The organism is Pseudenemella bisphenolivorans (assembly GCF_051133435.1).
Lineage (GTDB): Bacteria > Actinomycetota > Actinomycetes > Propionibacteriales > Propionibacteriaceae > JAAYAO01.
The window spans coordinates 58,040-74,495 of record NZ_JBPGNY010000007.1 but is presented as its reverse complement, the minus strand read 5'-3'; the positions used below and the strand labels follow the sequence as shown (position 1 = coordinate 74,495).

Sequence of the window (16,456 nt, the reverse complement as noted above, 5' to 3'; positions counted from 1 at the left end):
GGGTCCTCCTTGGCGCTACCCCACGTCGGCGGACTCGAAATTCCGCAGCCGCAGGCTGTTGGTCACCACGAACACGGACGATAGCGACATCGCCAGGCCCGCGATCAGGGGGTTGAGCAGGCCGACGGCCGCCAGCGGAATCGCCGCGACGTTGTAGGCGAAGGCCCACACCAGGTTGCCGCGGATCGTGCGCAGGGTGCGTCGGGCCAGCGCGATCGCGTCCGGGATCACCCACAGGCTGTGCCGCACCAGAATGATGTCGGCCGACTTCATCGCGATCTCGGTGCCGCTGACCACGGCCAGACCGAGGTCGGCGGTGGCCAAGGCCGCGGCATCGTTGATGCCGTCGCCGACCATCGCGACCCGGCGGCGTCCGGCGGTGTCGTTCTGCAGGTTCTCGATCGCGTGGGCCTTCTCGGTGGGCAGTACCCCCGAAATCACCTCGTCGACGCCGATCTGATCGGCGACGTGCCGGGCGGCGGCCTCGGTGTCGCCGGTGAGCAGGACGGTGCGCAGCCCCATCCGACGCAGCTCGTCGACGGCGTCCCCGGCGGACTCGTGCAGCCGGTCGGCGACGACCATCGCCACGAACACTTCGTCGTCGATGGCAGCGGCGAGTACGGTCTGGCCGGCCGCCGCGGCGGCGGTGTTCAGGGCCTCGACCGGGGTGACGTCGATGCCCAGCTCACTCAGCCAGGCCGGCTTGCCGATCCGTACCAGACCCTCACCGGGCACCCGGGCCGAGACCCCCGAACCGGGATGCGCGGTGAACTCGGCGACCTGACCGGCCAGGGCGAGCATCGCGTCGGTGTCGGTGTCGGGCAGGGCCCGCACCACCGCGCGGGCCACCGGATGCTCGGAATGTTCCTCGACCGCGGCCACCAGCAGGTGGGCCCGGTCGGCGTCGTGGTCGCCGTAGGTCTCGATGCGTTCGACGGTCATCTCGCCGGTGGTCAGGGTGCCGGTCTTGTCGAGCACCACGGTGTCGATCGCCCCGGATGCCTCCAGGGCGTCCTGGCCCTTGATCAGGATGCCGAGTTGTCCACCGCGGCCGACACCGACCATCAGGGCGGTCGGGGTGGCCAGGCCGAGGGCGCAGGGGCAGGCGATGATCAGCACCGAGATGGCTGCCGAGAAGGCGTGCCGGGTGCCCGACCCGGACAACAGCCAGGCGCCCAGGGTGACCAGGGCGATGACCAGCACGATCGGCACGAAGATGCCGACCACCTTGTCGACCAGGGTCTGCACCCGGGCCTTGCGGGCCTGGGCCTGTTCGGCCAGCACCGCCATCTGCGCGACCTGGGTGTGGGCACCGACCTGGTCGGCGCGGATCACCAGTCGTCCGGTGATGTTCACGGTGCCACCGAGCACCGTCGAACCGGCGACCACTTCGGCCGGGATCGGCTCCCCGGTCATCATCGAGGTGTCGACCGCCGAGGCGCCGTCGCGGATCGTGCCGTCGGCGGCGATCCGTTCACCGGGCCGCACCACGAACTCGTCCCCGCGGCGCAGTTCTTCGAGCGGGACGATGGTTTCGGCCCCGTCGCGCAGTACCCGAACCTCGGTGGGGGTGAGGGCGTTCAGGGCACCGAGGACGTCGCGGGCCGAGCGTCTGGCGCGGGCCTCGAAATAGCGTCCGGTGAGCAGGAAAGTGGTCACCGCGGCGGCCACCTCCAAATAGATCGCGTCGGCGCCGCTGGGGGTGATGCCGTAGCCGAGCCAATAGCCCTCGGTGTCGTCGGCGCCGATCGCGATCGTGACCACCGACCACAGGAAGGCCGACATCACGCCCATCGACACCAGGGTGTCCATCGAGAAGGATCCGTGCCGCAGGTTGCGCAGGGTGGCCTTGTGGAAGGGCCAGGCGCACCAGAACACCACCGGAATGGCCAGCAGCACGCACAGCCATTCCCACATCGGGAAACGCAACTGCGGCACCAGGGCCAGCACGATGGTGAAGTTGCCCAGCGGCAGGGTGATCAGGGCGGCGATCGCCAGCCGGCGGCGCAACATCGCGACCCGGTCGGCACCGGCGGTTTCGTGGAAGTCGGAGTCCTCGGCCACCGGGGCGGCGGAGTAACCGGCCTTCTCGACCACGGCAACGGCCGTGTCGGCCTGTTCGGGGCCCAGTCCGTGCACGATCGCGCGTTCGGTGGCGTAGTTGACCGTCGCGCTGACCCCATCCATCTTGTTCAGCCGCTTCTCGACCCGCGCCGCACAGGCCGCGCAGGTCATTCCGCCGATGTCGAGTTCGAGCACCTTGGTGCTGGGGTCGACCTCGAGGTCGAGCTTGTCGGTCATGGCCTCCCCCGGTGTTGTTTCTCGGCCCGGTCGAGCCGGTCCTGCTGGGCGAATCGGGCGAGCATCTCGTTGTAGGCATCGTAGGAATCGTCCAGACCGGTGTCCTGGGCCCGGTCGACACGTTTCGCCTCGCGCCTGTCCTGTTTCAGCCATTGCACCACCAACGCCAAAACCACGATCACCATCGGGATCTCACCGGTGGCCCAGGTGATCGCCCCGCCCAACTCCTGGTCGGCCAGCAGATCGGGCACCCACGGGACGTCCATGGTCGGGTAGAAGGTGGCTCCGATCAGGGTCATCGACGACATCACACCGACGGCGAAGAAGGCATGGAAGGGCATCGCGGCGAACAGGAAGCCCAGCTTGCCCACGTGCGGCAACGGTTTGGGCGGACGGTCCTCGCCGATCACCAGGCCGTAGAACAGCAGGCCGGTGATCAGGAAGTGCACGGTCATGAACTGGTGCGCCCAGTGGTAGCGCATCATGATGTCGAACAGCGAGCTGTAGTACAGCAGGTAGAACGAGCCCACGAAGTACACCCACACCGCCAGCGGATGCAGGATGTACTCGAGTGGTTTCCAGGCCAGGGTGGCGTTCAGCACCTCGCGCGGGCCCGGTAGTTCCTTGGCCCGGTGCGGTTTGAAGAAGCGCAGGGCCAGGGTGATCGGGGCGCCCATCACCAGCAGCACCGGGGCCAGCATGTTCACCGTCATGTGCACGATCATGTGGTAGCTGAACGCGGCACCGGAGTACTTCCACAGGCCCGTTACGGTGACGCCGAGCATCAGGATCCAGCCGATCACCCACATCACCGTGCGGTGCAGCGGCCATTGATCACCGCGGCGGCGAACCGTCCACACCGCCCCCAGGTAGCCGACCAGAGCAACGACCGCGGCGACCGCGAACAGCAGGTTCGGACGGGAGGGCAGCAGCGCCGAAGCCAGGGTGGGAGCTTCGTTGACGGTGTAGCCGAGGTAGTTGACCTGGATCGATTGCGGGATCTCCCACCGTGGCGGGGTGATCTGCATGGCGGCCACCTGCAGGCCGATCAGGACGGCGATCAGGGCCAGGTCGACCGCGATCAGCCGGTACCCGAAGGCTCCGGTGCGGGGTTTCAGGCCGCCGCGCAGGAACCACAGCAGGGCCAGCAGCACCAGTACCGCGGCCTGGGCGATCAGTACCAGTCCGTACGGTTCGCGCCAGGGCGCCCGGCCGGCCAAGGCCTGCCACCCCATCACCAGACCACCGGCGACCACCAGTACCCAGGCCGGGCCGGCCAGTTGCTGGTAGCGGCCGAGGCGCTGCCCGGCGTGCGGGCCGAGCCCGGTCGCGTTGACCGCGAAGGCGACGGCGAACCAGACGGTGCCGACCATCGCGGCGATGATCGCCGAGTCGGTGGCGAGGTCGTGGTTGAGCCCGACCGAAACGTGTCCGTTGACCACCACCGGCAGCAGGCCGAGCACACCCAGGTAACCGGCCACCACCAGCGCGCCGACCGAGCGGGCGAGGTAGGCGGCGAGGGTGACGATCAGGGCGATGACGGCTTGTACCAGCCAGGCCAGCGCGACCTGGGAGCCGGCCAGGAAGTCACCGATGCCGGCCAGCGCGTAGCCGACCGGTACGCCCATCTGGGTGGAGGCCGAGAAGGGGACGGCGAACAGGGCTGCGGCGAACCAGATCTGCCCGGCCCGTCCGGCCGCGAGCGTCCAGCGGCGGGCCGAGGTGGTGACCGGATGGTGTTCGATGCGTTTGCCGATCCGGATCGATTTCTCGTCCCCGGGCCCCACGGTGGGCCGCATCACGACCGCGGCGCAGAGAAAGCCGAGGGTGGCCACGGCGGCCAGGCCGGCGGTCACCTCCAGCACCGCGGAAACCGCCGCGGTGAAAGCGTCGTATTCCTGGCGTCCGGGTAATTGTTCGACGCTGGCCTGATGGCGTACCGCCAGCAGGGCAACCACCACCGCCACCAGCGCGCCGATACCCAAAAGGGCACGCGCGGAACGCGACACGGCCGACTCCTTCGTTTCTCGTTTCCGGGTTCAGACCTGCACCCTACGCCCCGAGCACGACAAATTCCGCCTCGCGCAATTGCTCGGAACACCGTCCCGAGTCACGCCCCATGCACATGCAACCCCTAGTCGCTCCTGCGGCACGTACTACGCCACGCAGGAGCGAGCCCGGGGTGCATATGGGGGATTCAGGAGTTCCGTTCGCGCAGCCGCGGCAGAATCTCCTGACCGTAGAGCTTCAGGAATCGTTCCTGATCATGGCCGGGGCCGTGGAAGACCAAGTGGTTGAAGCCCCAGTCGATGTACTGCTGCACCATCTCGACATGCTCATCGGGGTCGGACGAGACGATCCAGCGCTTGGCAACCCGCTCGATCGGCAGCGCATCGGCCAGCCGCTGCATCTCCTGCGGATCCTGTACCGAGTGCTTCTCCTCCTGGGTCAGCGACAGCGGCGCCCAGAAGCGGGTGTCGTGCAGGGCCCGGTCGGCATCGGTGTCGAAGGACACCTTCATCTCGATCATCTTGTCGATCGTGCCGACATCGCGTCCGGTCTTGCCCGCCCCCTCGGCCAGGCTCGGCAGCAGGGTCTCGGTGTAGAGCTCCTGGCCCTTGCCCGAGGTGGTGATGAAACCGTCGGCGGTGCGTCCGGCCCAGCGGGTGGTGGCCGGCCCGGCCGATCCGACGTAGATCGGCACTTCCTGTTCGGGACGGTCGTAGATGGTCGCGCCGTTGGTCGAGTAGAAATCGCCCTCGAAGTCGACCCGCTCCTCGCGCCACAGGGTACGAATCAGCCGCACCGCCTCGCGCAGCCGGGCGAACCGCTCCTTCAACTCCGGCCAGTGCACCCCGATCGCCGACTCGTTCAACGCCTCACCGGTGCCCACGCCCAGAATCACCCGTCCGGGGTAGAGGCAGCCGAGGGTGGCGAACTCCTGGGCGATCACCGCCGGGTGGTACCGCAGGGTCGGGGTCAGCACCGAGGTGCCGATCAGAATCTTCTCGGTGCGCGCCCCCAGGGCCGACAACCACGGGATGGCCGCCGGGGCATGCCCACCCTCGTGCCGCCAGGGCTGCAGATGGTCGGCGATGAACACCGAATCGAAGCCGCATTCCTCGGCCAGCACGCTGTAACGCAACAGATCGACCGGGCCGAATTGCTCCGACGACGCCTTGTATCCGAATCGCATCTGCACTGGAAGCACCTCTCCTCGTCGGGCCCGAATGGCCACGCATCGACCGTACCCATCGGTACCTCAGGTTGGTTCACCCGCACCAGTGTTCCTCCCGGTGGGCGTCGCTATGCTGATGGGCATGCCCCGCTGGACAGTGGTTCTGTTCGATCTGGACGGGACCCTGGTCAACACCGTCCCGATGATGATTGCCGCCTATCAGCAGGCCGTGCGCGCGGTGGTCGGCATCGAGTTGAGCGAAGAGCGCGTGCGGGAATTCCTCGGCCGTCCGCTGCTGGACAACTGCCGCGACCTGGCCGGTGACAAGGCGGCCGCGGTCTACTCCACCTACGTGCGGTGGACGGTCGACTACGGCGCGGATCTGTTGCTCCCCCACGAGGGCATGGCCGAACTGCTCACCGACCTCACCCGGGCCGGGCTGCGGATCGGCATCTGCACCGACAAACGCCCCGACGCCGCCGAGACCAATCTGCGGGCCGGCGAGTTGCAGGGTGTGATCCCGATTCTGACCACCTTCGACGATGCCGCCGGCCCCAAGCCGCACCCGTCCGGGTTGCGGCACAGCCTGTCGTTGCTGGGCGCCTCCCCCGAACAGGCGGTCTATGTCGGCGACGGGGCGGTCGACATGCGGGCGGCCAAGGCGGCCCGGATGAGCGCCATCGCGGTCACCTGGGGCACCGGCACCCGCGAGGAGCTCGAATCCGCCGAACCGGACGAGATCGTCGACACCCCGGCCGAATTGCGCGAGGTACTGCTCGGCTGAGCACCCACTCGGGCACCACCCTTCCGCCGTCGGTCAATCGATGGATAATCTGGCGGACGAGGGTTGGAGGAGTGCCATGTCCGGAACGATCGTTGTTGGTTATGTCCCGCGTCCCGAGGGCAAGGCCGCCTTGGAGCGCGCGGTCGACGAAGCACAGTTGCGCGGCGCGAAGCTGGTGGTGGTGAACTCCCACAAGGGAGGCCAGGACTACGCCGTCGCCGAGGCGATCCGCACCGAGGACGAGTTGGCCGAGGTCACCAACCTGCTGGACGCCTCCGAGGTCGAGTACGAGGTGCGCGAACTCGTCCGAGGCAACGAGCCCGGCGATGACTTGCTCAAGGTGGCCGAGGAACGCGACGCGATCATGATCATCATCGGTCTGCGCCGGCGCTCCCCGGTCGGCAAGCTGCTGCTGGGCAGCAATGCGCAGAAGGTGCTGCTGCAGGCCACCTGCCCGGTGCTGGCGATCAAGGGCTGAGCTCGCGATCAAGGGCTGATTCTGCGCCGTCCCCGGATGCTGTGCACCAGCAACGCCTGGGCCAGCATGTAGGTGAGCATCACCGCGAACCCCGATCCGGCGAAACCGAGCGCGGGAACGAAGGTCTTCAGCGCGATCAACCCGTCGCTGAAGATGAACAACAAACCACCGACCGCGGCCCCGAAACCGCGTCCGGTGGCCAGTACCGCCATCAACAGCAGTACCAGCGCATAGCCGACCACGAACGGGGCCATCGACCCCGAGGCCGGTAGCGCGATCCCGAGCAGCAACCCGGCGACCGCCACATAGGGCACCAGCAGAATCCGGCGGCGTCCCAGCACGCTGCGGCGCCAGGTCGGCAGCAGCGCCACGATCCAGCACAGTTGGGCGACGAAGAAGCCGCCGAGCATGGTCAAAAAGCCCCATTCTGGGCCGACCAGTTTGGGCCCGGTGTCACCCAACCAGCTCCAGAACAGCGCCCCCAGCGCCCACACCAGCACCCAGCCGCTGTCGGGACGCCGGGTGATCACCACCAGCATCAGAATCGGCATCAGCAGCACCTGGCTGAGCGGCTGCCAGGCCGACAGCAGCGGTGATTGGGCGAGCAATTGGATGACCACCGCGACCCACCACAGCGCCCAGGCGATCCGATTCATGGGCCCATGATGACGCATCAAGAGTGAATGTGACCTCTTGCACAGTCTCGTCGGGTTTTGCATACTGGTTGTTACTGACGAGTAACTACATGGCGATTGAGGTCACCCAATGACTCACTACCGGTCAAACCTGCGCGATTTGGAGTTCAACCTCTTCGAGGTCTTCGGACGCGAGGAAATCCTGGGCACCGGCCCGGCCGAGGAACTCGACCGTGAGGTGGTCGAGGCGATGCTGCACGAGGTGGATGTGCTCAGCCGGGAACGACTGGCCGACTCGATGGTGGACGGCGACCGCAACCCGCCGGTCTACAACACCGAGGACCGTTCGGTCACCCTGCCCGCCTCGTACCAGAAGGCCTTCCGCGACTACATGGACGCCGGCTGGTGGCGCACCGAGGTACCCGAAGCCCTCGGCGGCCAGTCGACCCCGCCGTCGGTGCGCTGGGCCCTGGCCGAGATGTTGATCGGCGCGAACCCGCCCCTATTCATGTACGCCTCGGGCCCGAAGTTCGCCCACGTGGCCTACCTGAACGGCACCGAGCGCGACAAGAAGATCGCCCAGTTGATGATCGACCGCGAGTGGGCGTCCACCATGGTGCTCACCGAACCGGATGCCGGCTCCGATGTGGGTGCCGGACGCACCAAGGCCGAACTGCAGGACGACGGCACCTGGCATCTGAGCGGGGTGAAGCGCTTCATCACCTCCGGCGAACACGACCTGACCGAGAACATCATCCACTTCGTGCTGGCCCGTCCGGTCGGTATCGAAGGGGTCGGTGGCCCCGGCACCAAGGGGCTCAGCCTGTTCCTGGTGCCGAAGTTCTGGTTCGACCCCGAAACCGGCGAACTCGGTGAGCGCAACGGGGTGTACGCCACCAATGTCGAGCACAAGATGGGCCTCAAGGCCTCCAGCACCTGCGAGCTGACCTTCGGTGACGACGCCCCGGCCAAGGGCTGGCTGCTGGGTGAGGTGCACGACGGCATCGCGCAGATGTTCCAGGTGATCGAGTACGCCCGGATGCTGGTCGGCACCAAGGCGATCGCCACCCTGTCCACCGGCTACCTCAACGCCCTCGACTACGCCAAGACCCGGGTGCAGGGCGCCGACATGTTGGACAACTCCAAGACCGCACCGCGGGTCACGATCACCCACCACCCGGATGTGCGCCGCTCCCTGCTCACCCAGAAGGCCAATGCCGAGGCGCTGCGTTCGCTGGTGATGTACACCGCGTCGATGCAGGACCGGGTCTGGCTGGCCGAGGAGAAGGGCGAGACCGACGAAGAGGCCGAGAGCATCAACGACCTGCTGCTGCCGATCGTGAAGGGCTACGGCTCGGAGCGGTCGTGGGTGCTGCTGGGCACCGAGTGCCTGCAGACCTACGGCGGTTCGGGCTTCCTGTCGGAATACCCGCTGGAGCAGTACGTCCGGGACGCGAAGATCGACACCCTCTACGAGGGCACCACCGCGATCCAGGGCCAGGACCTGCTGTTCCGCAAGATCGTCCGGGACGGCGGCCGGGCGCTGGGGGCGGTCTCGACCGAAATCACCAACTTCCTGGCCGAGACGAAGGGCTTCGAGACCGAGACCACGATGCTCGGCAAGGCACTGGGCACGGCCGGAGAAATGGTGGCCCAGTTGATCGGCACCCTCGAGGGCCTGTCCAAGGGTGAGGATCCGCGCAGCCTCTACACCGTCGGGCTGAACACCACCCGCCTGCTGATGACCCTGGGCGACGTGCTGTGCGCCTGGTTGCTGATGCGCGGCGCCGTGGTGGCCCAAGCCGCCCTGGACGCCGGGGCTTCCGGCGCGGACGAGGACTTCTACCGCGGCAAGATCGCCTCGGCGTCCTGGTTCTGCAGCACCGTGCTGCCGAAGACGATCGCGGAGGGCAAGATCGCCGCGGCCACCGACCTCACCGCGATGGATCTGCCCGAATCGGCCTTCTGATCTGGCACGATTTCGGGTCACGCGACGTTATTCCTGCATACGGAGTCGTCCGTCCACATGTGCTTCCGGCCGAGGGTTCACACCTCGGCCGGAAGTGTTTTTCGCAGGTTGTGCGCCAGAGACTGGTGCGACTCAGTGGGACCCGGGGTTGAAAACCTTGTCCGAACCTGTTCGTATCGCGGGCTGGTCTGGGCGGACGCCGTCCGGGCCACTAGGCTCCCGTGCAAGCAAAGACGCGGGAGGCACACATGTCGTTGGTCGACGACTATCGGGCAAAGACGGTGGACGCTTCCACCGCGATGTCGCACGTACGCAATGGGGACACCATCGTGGTGCCGATCGGCGCCGGGGAACCCCAAACCCTGCTGGAGGCACTGTCGGCGCGACGCCATGAGTTCGAGGGCGTCACCGTTTTCCAGATGCTCCCGCTGCGCCCCTATGACTACTTCGATCCGGAAACCGTGGGCAATGTGCGTCACCGCACGACCTTCGCCGGCGGAGCCAGCCGCAAGGCGGTAAACGCGGGGTGGGCCGATTTCGTGCCGGCTCGCTTCTCCGACATGCCCGACATGTTCCGGGCCGGACTGCTGACCAGCGATGTGGTGTTCACCCAGGTGAGCCCGATGTCGGAGGACGGCCACTTCGCTCTGGGCATCAGCCCCGACTACACCATGGCGGCGATCTCCAAGGCCCGCGCGGTGGTGGTCGAGGTCAACGAGCAGCTCCCCTACACCCACGGCGAGTGCCATGTGCACATCAACGATGTGGCCGCGGTGGTCGAGTCGCAGCACCCGATGGCCACCCTGCCGTCGGCGAAGGTGGGTGATGTCGAACGTGGCATCGCCAAGCACGTCGCCGAGCTGATTCCCGATGCCGCGACCCTGCAGATCGGTATCGGCGGCATCCCCGATGCCGTGGTGGCCCAGTTGATGACCCACAACGATCTCGGCCTGCACACCGAGATGCTCGGCGATGGCCCGTTGGCCCTGATCAAGGCCGGCGTGGTGACCAACCAGCAGAAGAACATCGACCGCGGCAAGACCGTGGCCACCTTCGCCTTCGGCTCGCAGGAGCTGTACGAGTACATGGATCACAATCCGCTGGTGGAGATGCGTCCGGTCGACCAGGTGAACCCGCCCCCGATCGCCGGGGCGCATGACCGGTTGCACTCGATCAACAGCACGATGGCGATCGACCTGGCCGGTCAGTGTGCTTCGGAGGGTCTGGGTGGCAGCGTCTACTCCGGTACCGGTGGACAGTTGGACTTCGTCCGGGCGGCGAATCTGTCCGAGGGTGGCAAGTCGATCATCGCGATGCCGTCGACCGCCAAGGGCGGCACCTTGTCGACCATCGTCGCGGCACACCTGCCCGGTACCGCGGTAACCACCGTGCGGATGGATGTCGACTACGTGTGCACCGAGTACGGCACCGCCCGCCTGCGCGGAGCCTCGCTGCGCGAACGCGCCGAGCAGTTGATCTCCATCGCGCACCCCGATTTCCGCGACGAGCTCACCGAGCAGGCGAAGGAATTCCCCGTCTTCGGTCTGTAAATTCCGCCAGCCAGTCACAGCAGGGGCCCTTCGGGGGCCCCTGCTGCATGATGTGCAGGTAGCCGCTGCTGCAATGTGCCCGTTCTGGGGCAGCAAAGCCATATTCGGTGCCGACGACCCGAAATTCGGCCAGTTGCAGCAGCGGGCCCACTGGCGAGGAGACAACATGACCGATCAGCCCGGAACCGGTGCCATCGGCAGCGTGCAACAACTGTGGCGTTACCCGGTGAAATCCATGGGTGGCGACCGCATCCCCAAAACCGAGGTGACCGAGGCCTGGGGCATCCCCGGCGATCGGGCCTGGGCGGTGCGCGATGAGGAAGCCGGGCAGATCCGCAGTGCCAAGCAACTGCACCCGCTGATGCAGGTGCGAGCCCGGTATCTGGCCGAACCTGTTGCGGGGTCGGCTCCGCCGGTGCAGCTCACCCTGCCGGACGGGTCGGTGGCCACCAGCGAGGATTCGGATGTGCACGAGCGGTTGTCCGAGGCCCTGGGCAAGCGGGTCAGCCTGTGGCCGCGGCAACCGGCCGGCAACCTCGACCACTACCGCAAGTCCCGACCGATCTCGGAGCGCGACCTGCGCGAGATGCTCGATGTGGACGAGGGTGATGAGCTCCCCGATTTCTCCGGTTCCTTCACCCCCTTCTCCGAAGAGGTGATCGCCCAGCTCGGTGAATACGCCACCCCGCCGGGTACGTACTTCGACATGATGCCGCTGTCACTGCTGACCACGGCTTCGTTGCGCACCCTGACCGAGATGCTGCCGGATTCGGTGATCGACCCGCGCCGGTTCCGCAAGAACCTGATCGTCGACACCCCCGACCTGGCGGGTTTTCCGGAACAGGAGTGGGTCGGCCGCGAACTGCGGATCGGTTCGGTGCGTGCCCTGGTCACCGGCCCGGTGTCGCGCTGCGTGATGGTGACCCTGCCCCAGGAAGAACTCGAACGTGACCGTGCGGTGCTGAAAACCCTGGCCCGACAGGCCAGGACCAACTTCGGAATCTACCTGCGGGTGCTGGAACCGGGCCGGATTCAGGAGGGTGACGCGGTCGGGTTCGCCTGAGCCGATCCGCGAAGCCTTCCGGTTTCGCAGGCTCCGGGGTACCAAACCCATCTCATTCGTCGTCTCGAAACCGTCGGCGGGTTCGCGGCGTGAATTATGCGCGCATTCCGGCAGGTGATAGCGATATACCGGTGCGGCTCGGGCCCCGGGTCGCGTAGGTCATCGAAAGGGGGTGCGCCGAGGTGTTGTCGGCTGCCTTGATGTTCTTGTTCGTGATGGACCCGCTGGGCAACGTGCCGTTGTTCCTGACCGCGCTTCGCCACACCCCGGCAGAGCGCCGCCAGTGGGTGATTCTGCGTGAATGCCTGATCGCGCTGTTGCTGATGGTCGTCTTCCTGTTCCTGGGCCAGGGCCTGCTGAAGGTGCTGCACATCGACCACTCCGCCCTGGAAGCGGCCGGTGGGGTGATCCTGCTGCTGATTGCGATCCGGATGGTCTTCCCCACCCCGGAACGGTCGCTGCGCGAGCCGCACACCGAGGACGAACCCTTCATCGTGCCGCTGGCGGTGCCCTATGTCGCGGGCCCCTCACTGTTGGCGATCGAGGTGGTGCTGGTCAGCCAGAACCCCGACAAGTGGCCGATCTATCTGGGCGCCCTGGTGATCGCCTGGGCGATCACCGCCGTCACGCTGTACCTCTCCGGCTTCCTGCGCCGCGTGGTCGGCGATCGCACGCTGACCGCGATCGAGCGACTGATGGGCATGATTCTGGTGATCGTCGCGATTCAGATGATGTTCGACGGCACCCGCGACTTCTTCATCCGCTGATTGTCGGTTTCACACCTACATTGGTGCGGGTATTACGCTGGGTGAGATTTCACCGGCCCCGCCGGACAGGCAGACAGGAAACAACAGATGGCAGGTAGGGGACTCCTTGCGGTGCTGGACCGCCGCAAGATCCTGAGGATCCTCGTCAAACGCGATCTCCGGGTGCGTTACGCACAGAGCTTTCTGGGCTACCTGTGGACCATCATCGACCCGTTGGCGATGGCGCTGATCTACTTCATGATCTTCGTGGTTATCTTCCAGCGGCCCGATGCCGGCTATGCCCCGTACTTCCTGTTCCTGCTCACCGGTCTGCTGCCGTGGCAGTGGTTCAGCGGCTCGGTGAACGAAACCTCCCGGGCTCTGTTGGCCGAGGCGAGATTGGTGCGGTCGACGAACCTGCCCCGGATGATCTGGGTGGTGCGGGTGATCATTGCCAAGGGCATCGAGTACATCTTGGCCCTGCCGGTGCTGATCGTCTTCGTGGCGATCTACATGTGGCAGGGCGTCACCCATCTCAACCCGGGTCTGCTGTTGTTCCCGATCGGTTTGGTGCTGCAGTTCCTGTTGTTGCTCGGTCTCGGCCTTTTCCTGGCACCCCTGACCGTGCTGGTGAACGACACGCCCCGTGTGGTCAAGATCGTGCTGCGGATGATGTTCTACGCCACCCCGATCATTTTCGTGATCGACCGGGCGCCCGAATGGCTCAAGATCCTGCTCTGGTTCAACCCGATGAGCGGCGTGCTGGAGTTCTATCGGGCCGGATTCTTCCCCAACGCCCTGAACTGGCCGCCGATCCTGGCCAGCCTGGGAATCATCACGTTGCTGATGATCTTCGGATCGCTGACCTTCCGACGGCTCGAGCCCTCGGTGCTGAAGGAGATCTGATGACCGATCAGGTGGTGGATGACGAGGCCGTGATCGTCGCCGACAATCTGGGAGTCGAGTTCTACCGCTCCCGCAAACGTCGGTTGTCCCTGCGCGAGATGGTGCTCAAGGGCCGCAGCACCGCCCCCAAGGAAACCTTCTGGGCCCTGCGCAATGTGTCCTTCTCGGTCGGGGCGGGTGAAGCGGTCGGGTTGGTGGGCGCCAACGGCGGGGGTAAATCGACCCTGCTGAAGATGATCGCCGGGGTGTTGATTCCCGATGAGGGCACCGTGGAGGTGCGCAAGGGTGTCGCTCCGATGATCGAGCTGACCGGCGGCTTTCTCGGCGATCTGTCGGCCCGGGAGAACATCTACCTCACCGCGGGTCTGCACGGGCTCAGCAACGAGGAGATCGACGAACGTTTCGAAAGCATCGTCGACTTCGCCGGGCCACAGGTGCGCGCGGGCCTGGACATGCCGTTCCGGCACTTCTCGTCCGGCATGCAAACGAGGCTCGGGTTCTCGGTGATCACCACCTTGGACGAACCGATCGTGCTGGTCGACGAGGTGCTCGCCGTCGGTGACCGGGCCTTCCGCGAGAAGTGTTACACCCGGATGGAGGAGATGCTGGCGTATGGTCGCACGCTGTTCTTCGTCTCCCATTCCGAAGCCGATTTGAAGCGCTTCTGCACCCGCGGCCTCTACCTGAAGAACGGCCACTTGGCCGCCGATGGCGACCTGAACGAGGTCATCGACCAATACCGCGCTGACAACTGACCAAGCCGCGATCGGCAGCGGGTCAGCTCAGCAGCAGTTCCATGTTGACCGGGTCGGGAATCAGCGTCCGTTGGCGATCAGCAGCTCTTCGGGGGCGGGTGGCACGATCTCATGCACCTGGGCGATCTCCTCGGGCGTCAACGGCTCACCGGCCGACAGCCGCATGTTCTCGACCATCTGCTCCTCGGTTTCGGCGCCGATGGTGATCGAGGTGACCCAGGGGTGCCCCAGCACGTAGGCCATGCACAGGTCGGCGGCGTTCAGCCGGCCCAGCGACTGCACAGCTCGGCGCACCCCACTACGCAGCGTGGAAACGCCCGGCAGGTCCTCGCGCAGGGCGTTGGTCGAACTCAGTACACCCTGCAGGTAGACGCTGTGCACCGACACGATCACCCCGCGGTCGGACAGTTCCTGCAGTTTCGGCTGCACTTCTTCCCAACGCCGGTCGGCGACCGAGAAAGGCAGGGTGAGGTACCCGAGTTCGGGCAGCCGCTCGGCCCAGGCCACGTCGGTGGGGTCTTCGAGCACCACGCCGATGCGTCCGGTGAGCCCGTCGTCGCGGTACTTGATCAACCGCTTCCAAGCTGCCTGACCGGCTCGGTCGGCATCGGAGACCGAACTTAGCAGCACCGCGTCGACCTTGCGGCGGCCGAGTTCGGCGAAGCTGCGTTCCATCGAGGCTTCGAGTTTGGGTACCAGGGCGTCGGGGGTGACCCGGCGCAGGGACGCGATTCGGGTGATCAGGCCGATGCGCTGTTTCAGGGCCGGTTCGGTGCCGGTCCGCACCGCGGCCTCCGAGCCACCGTCGTCGCGGCCGGCTTCGACGTGGCTGACGCCCTGCACCACCGCGGCGGCCATGATCGCGCGAATCTGGGCGGCGTCGGGACGCACCCGCTCGACTAGACCTGCGTCACTGCCCAATTGGCCCGCGCCCAGGAGCAGCCGGGATTGCTTCATCTCGGAACGGTCGACCCGCGGGACGATCGGGCCGGCCTCGTCCAGCATCCGGCCCAGTTTGCCGATCAGTTCCACCCAGGGGACGGCGACCGGGTCGGGCCAGCCGTGGAACATGGTGCAGGCCCGGTCGTAGTCGGCCAGGCTGTCGACGGTGCACCGGTAGGCCACCACGTCCGGCGGGTTGTTCTTGGGTGCGAACAGCAGTTCACCGTACTCACGGCGCAGCCAGGGGGTGACGTGTTCGCGGTCATAAGAGGCCCGGGCCTGTTCGTTGGCGGCCCGCAGGGCATCGACGGTGAAGACCTCGCAGCCCAAACCTTCGGGCACCTGCTCGATGTCGACCCGTCCGTAGGTGTGGCCCGATTCGTCCATCGCGGCGATCAACTCGTCGATGATGTCGGAGTCGAGCACCGGGTTGTCACCGGTCAGCCGCACCACCCGGTCGCCCGGGTCGAGGTCGGCGGTGGCCAGCACGAAGCGGCCCAGCACGTCGTCCAGCGGGCCGCGCACCACGTTGATGCCGCACGAGGTCAGGTGGTTGTGGATGTGGTTGTCATAGGGCTCCAGGCTGGTCGCGACCACCACTTCGTGACCGGCACGCGAGGCCCGGCGGGCCACCAACTCGATCAACGGCATGCCCCCCAGGGTGAGCAATGCCTTGCCCGGCAATCGGGACGAGTTGAGTCGGGATTGGATCACCACTCGCGTCCGCACATTTCCTCCTGCTGTCGCGGGCACCCGTGCCCATGATTGTCCAGCATGTCACGGGTGCCCCCCCACAGTAAGTCGCTACCCGCCGAATCGTCAGCGAGTTCGCGTCAGGGTGAAAGGTGCCGACGTTGCCGTGCCCTCACCAGCGCGGGACCGGTTCGGCGAACAGGCGAACCCAGGTGGCGGGCCACCCGTGCCCCATCACAACCAAGAAGTAGATGCCGAGCAGCACTTGCACCAGTCCGAGACCCGCGACAAGCCAACGCAACCAGCGCCACATGCAGCCACCGCGGCACCCGGCGGCGCCCGAGGTATTCCACGGCCACCACGAAGAACAGCAGGCTGAACGGCATCGCCAGGATCGTGGTCGAGTTGTGCCAGATGGTGCCGGTGAACTTGCCCAGCTACAGGTACTCCCCGGGC

The 16,456-nt window shown here is 66.5% G+C and carries 13 protein-coding genes; 8 read left to right on the top strand and 5 right to left on the bottom strand.

Going from position 1 to position 16,456, the window contains the following annotated elements; translation table 11 throughout:
• Positions 1-15 precede the first annotated feature (15 nt).
• The 3 genes from ACR4XW_RS15470 to fgd all read right to left on the bottom strand — a co-directional run bounded on the left by ACR4XW_RS15470 (position 16) and on the right by fgd (position 5,503).
• Complete coding sequence (locus ACR4XW_RS15470) at positions 16-2,301, bottom strand: heavy metal translocating P-type ATPase (RefSeq protein ID WP_434761474.1); 2,286 nt, start codon at positions 2,299-2,301, stop codon at positions 16-18.
• Entirely contained in the window at positions 2,298-4,310 is a 2,013-nt protein-coding gene (locus tag ACR4XW_RS15465; RefSeq protein WP_434761473.1) for a bifunctional copper resistance protein CopD/cytochrome c oxidase assembly protein, read from the bottom strand. Before ACR4XW_RS15465 ends, ACR4XW_RS15470 begins: the two co-directional genes overlap by 4 nt.
• A 188-nt stretch (positions 4,311-4,498) precedes the next feature.
• Positions 4,499-5,503: a glucose-6-phosphate dehydrogenase (coenzyme-F420) gene (gene fgd, locus ACR4XW_RS15460; protein WP_434761472.1), complete on the bottom strand. Its 1,005-nt coding sequence runs from the start codon at positions 5,501-5,503 to the stop codon at positions 4,499-4,501.
• A gap of 118 nt (positions 5,504-5,621) precedes the next feature.
• On the opposite strand from fgd, the gene ACR4XW_RS15455 reads away from it, so the two are divergent.
• A complete protein-coding gene (locus ACR4XW_RS15455) occupies positions 5,622-6,263 on the top strand; it encodes an HAD family hydrolase (protein WP_434761471.1) in 642 nt (213 codons plus the stop codon).
• 76 nt (positions 6,264-6,339) lie between these two features.
• Positions 6,340-6,741 carry a universal stress protein gene (locus ACR4XW_RS15450; RefSeq protein ID WP_434761470.1) on the top strand — a complete coding sequence of 134 codons (402 nt, stop codon included), beginning with the start codon at positions 6,340-6,342 and terminating at the stop codon, positions 6,739-6,741.
• Positions 6,742-6,749: 8 nt separating this feature from the next.
• Here the strand turns inward: ACR4XW_RS15450 and ACR4XW_RS15445 are convergent, their stop codons facing one another.
• Positions 6,750-7,397, bottom strand: coding sequence for a lysoplasmalogenase family protein (locus tag ACR4XW_RS15445; RefSeq protein ID WP_434761469.1), 648 nt, complete (start codon positions 7,395-7,397; stop codon positions 6,750-6,752).
• Positions 7,398-7,506: 109 nt separating this feature from the next.
• Between ACR4XW_RS15445 and ACR4XW_RS15440 the strand changes: the two genes are divergently transcribed.
• The 6 genes from ACR4XW_RS15440 (at position 7,507) to ACR4XW_RS15415 (ending at position 14,365) form a co-directional block, all read left to right on the top strand.
• Positions 7,507-9,345 (top strand): acyl-CoA dehydrogenase, encoded by a 1,839-nt coding sequence (locus tag ACR4XW_RS15440; protein WP_434761468.1) that lies wholly within the window; start codon positions 7,507-7,509, stop codon positions 9,343-9,345.
• A 248-nt stretch (positions 9,346-9,593) separates the two neighbouring features.
• The gene (locus tag ACR4XW_RS15435; RefSeq protein ID WP_434761467.1) at positions 9,594-10,895 is read left to right on the top strand and encodes an acetyl-CoA hydrolase/transferase family protein; all 1,302 of its coding nucleotides are present in this window, start codon (positions 9,594-9,596) and stop codon (positions 10,893-10,895) included.
• 166 nt (positions 10,896-11,061) lie between these two features.
• Complete coding sequence (locus tag ACR4XW_RS15430) at positions 11,062-11,958, top strand: MOSC domain-containing protein (RefSeq protein ID WP_434761466.1); 897 nt, start codon at positions 11,062-11,064, stop codon at positions 11,956-11,958.
• Positions 11,959-12,140: 182 nt separating this feature from the next.
• Positions 12,141-12,725, top strand: coding sequence for a MarC family protein (locus tag ACR4XW_RS15425; protein WP_434761465.1), 585 nt, complete (start codon positions 12,141-12,143; stop codon positions 12,723-12,725).
• Positions 12,726-12,812: 87 nt separating this feature from the next.
• Positions 12,813-13,610: an ABC transporter permease gene (locus tag ACR4XW_RS15420; protein WP_434761464.1), complete on the top strand. Its 798-nt coding sequence runs from the start codon at positions 12,813-12,815 to the stop codon at positions 13,608-13,610.
• Positions 13,610-14,365 carry an ABC transporter ATP-binding protein gene (locus ACR4XW_RS15415; RefSeq protein WP_434761463.1) on the top strand — a complete coding sequence of 252 codons (756 nt, stop codon included), beginning with the start codon at positions 13,610-13,612 and terminating at the stop codon, positions 14,363-14,365. Before ACR4XW_RS15420 ends, ACR4XW_RS15415 begins: the two co-directional genes overlap by 1 nt.
• 60 nt (positions 14,366-14,425) lie before the next feature.
• On the opposite strand, the gene ACR4XW_RS15410 is transcribed toward ACR4XW_RS15415, so the two are convergent.
• The gene (locus ACR4XW_RS15410; RefSeq protein ID WP_434761462.1) at positions 14,426-16,036 is read right to left on the bottom strand and encodes an aldo/keto reductase; all 1,611 of its coding nucleotides are present in this window, start codon (positions 16,034-16,036) and stop codon (positions 14,426-14,428) included.
• Between the last annotated feature and the right edge of the window lie 420 nt (positions 16,037-16,456).

Excerpts from the sequence above, each read along its gene's own strand:
- ACR4XW_RS15450 (WP_434761470.1), top strand. The coding sequence starts at position 6,340 with ATGTCCGGAACGATCGTTGTTGGTTATGTCCCGCGTCCCGAGGGCAAG.
- ACR4XW_RS15415 (WP_434761463.1), top strand. The coding sequence starts at position 13,610 with ATGACCGATCAGGTGGTGGATGACGAGGCCGTGATCGTCGCCGACAAT.
- ACR4XW_RS15435 (WP_434761467.1), top strand. The coding sequence starts at position 9,594 with ATGTCGTTGGTCGACGACTATCGGGCAAAGACGGTGGACGCTTCCACC.
- ACR4XW_RS15470 (WP_434761474.1), bottom strand. The coding sequence starts at position 2,301 with ATGACCGACAAGCTCGACCTCGAGGTCGACCCCAGCACCAAGGTGCTC.
- ACR4XW_RS15430 (WP_434761466.1), top strand. The coding sequence starts at position 11,062 with ATGACCGATCAGCCCGGAACCGGTGCCATCGGCAGCGTGCAACAACTG.
- ACR4XW_RS15420 (WP_434761464.1), top strand. The coding sequence starts at position 12,813 with ATGGCAGGTAGGGGACTCCTTGCGGTGCTGGACCGCCGCAAGATCCTG.
- ACR4XW_RS15455 (WP_434761471.1), top strand. The coding sequence starts at position 5,622 with ATGCCCCGCTGGACAGTGGTTCTGTTCGATCTGGACGGGACCCTGGTC.
- ACR4XW_RS15440 (WP_434761468.1), top strand. The coding sequence starts at position 7,507 with ATGACTCACTACCGGTCAAACCTGCGCGATTTGGAGTTCAACCTCTTC.
- ACR4XW_RS15445 (WP_434761469.1), bottom strand. The coding sequence starts at position 7,397 with ATGAATCGGATCGCCTGGGCGCTGTGGTGGGTCGCGGTGGTCATCCAA.